Below are 1502 nucleotides of genomic sequence, written 5' to 3'. Positions count from 1 at the left end.
CCACGGTGCCATATCGTTGACCCCATAGACCGCGATGATGGGGGCAGCATGAACGCCGAAGACCTGGTCCTCAACTTCAAGAAGGGCATGGCGAACCTCAGCAAGACCGAGCGCCGCCGCGCTATCGAGTCCGTCAGGGACGTGATCCGCGCGGCGGCGTTCGACGACGCGGCCGGCTCCGCCTACGAAATCGAACGCTGCCCGCGCTGCGGGTCCGCCGCGGTCGTGAAGAAGGGCAAATCGAAGAACGGCGAGCAGCGCTACCTCTGCCGGGGCTGCGGCAGGACCTTCGGCATGGGCAGCGAGCGCATCCTGGGGACGAGCAAGCTCCCGAAGGAGACCTGGATGGCCTACGCCGAGTGCTTCGTGCTCATGCTGCCCCTGCGCGAATGCGCGAGGCGCTGCCGCGTCTGCCTCAAGACCGCCTACACCATGCGCCACAGGCTGATCGAGTGCCTCTCGGCCTACTCCCCCTCGTTCAGGGTCGAGCGGGGCTGCGGCTGCGAGCTCGACGAGACCTACTTCCCCGAGTCGTTCAAGGGCAACCACGCGAAGGGGTCGTTCACGATGCCGCGCCCCTCCCGGCACCGCGGCAAGCAGGTGCACAGGCGCGGGCTGTCGCGCGAGCGGATCTGCGTCATGACCGGAGTGAACGACTCGAACGAGACGTTCCTCGAGGTCACGGGGCGGGGCGCCCTTTCGAGGGAGCGCGCCATGGACGCGCTGAGGGGCCGCATCGCGGCCGGCTCGGTCGTCGCGACCGACAGGGCGGCCGCCTACGTCGGCGTCCTCGCCGAGCTCGAGGTCGCCGCGCACGCGGCCTACGACCCCAAGGACCGCTCCGGGGGGACCATCAACCGGGTCAACACCGTCCACTCGCTCCTCGGCGCCTTCATGGAGCCGTTCAGGGGCGTGTCGACGAAGCACCTCGACGCCTACCTCGCCTGGTTCAGGTGGTGCCGGACCTTCATGGCGACCGATTCCGGCGCGGCCGGGCGCACGGTCGCGCGGCAGCTCGCGCACGGCGTCTGCAGGAGCCGCGTCCGCGACATGTTCAACGTGGAGCCGCCCTACATGGACTACTGGGCCGCGCCCGCCGCATAGAGGCGGTAGAATGGTCGCACCGCGATACACGAGGAGGGGTGAGGCCATGCCGTCGAACATACCGGCCACGACGATCCGCATCGACCCGGAGGTCAAGAAGGAGGCCACGGCCATCCTGGACGAGCTCGGCCTGTCCATGTCCACCGCCGTCAACGCGTTCCTCAGGGCGCTCGTCCGGGAGGGCGGGATGCCGTTCGAGATGAGGGTCAAGACGCCGGCGCCCGACGGGGAGACGGCGAGTTAGCCGGCAGGTCGGCATGAAACGGCAGGGCCAGGCGAGCAACTCGTCCGGTCTCGGGCGCATCGCCCCTTGCCGGATTCAGATTCGACAAGGGGCGACCATTGTGCAATCGCAAGAAGATGACGGGGCGGAATGTCAATCCTGGTCTAACAGAGCC

2 protein-coding genes are annotated in these 1502 nt (G+C 68.2%); both read left to right on the top strand.

Annotation, left to right across the window (positions count from 1 at the left end):
* Positions 1–48: 48 nt before the first annotated feature.
* On the top strand, positions 49–1104 hold the full coding sequence (locus RX395_RS09680; protein WP_199407179.1) for an IS1595 family transposase: 1056 nt from the start codon (positions 49–51) through the stop codon (positions 1102–1104).
* Between the two features lie 46 nt (positions 1105–1150).
* On the top strand, positions 1151–1348 hold the full coding sequence (locus tag RX395_RS09675; protein ID WP_217750366.1) for a type II toxin-antitoxin system RelB/DinJ family antitoxin: 198 nt from the start codon (positions 1151–1153) through the stop codon (positions 1346–1348).
* Positions 1349–1502: the final 154 nt, after the last annotated feature.

The sequence above is a fragment of the Collinsella aerofaciens genome, from assembly GCF_032584215.1.
Taxonomy (GTDB): Bacteria; Actinomycetota; Coriobacteriia; order Coriobacteriales; family Coriobacteriaceae; genus Collinsella.
Note: the sequence above shows the minus strand (reverse complement) of the source record. Positions and strands in the feature narration are given on the sequence as shown.

Bases quoted from the DNA above. Each gene is read 5' to 3' on its own strand.
- RX395_RS09680 (WP_199407179.1), top strand. From the start codon at position 49: ATGAACGCCGAAGACCTGGTCCTCAACTTCAAGAAGGGCATGGCGAAC.
- RX395_RS09675 (WP_217750366.1), top strand. From the start codon at position 1,151: ATGCCGTCGAACATACCGGCCACGACGATCCGCATCGACCCGGAGGTC.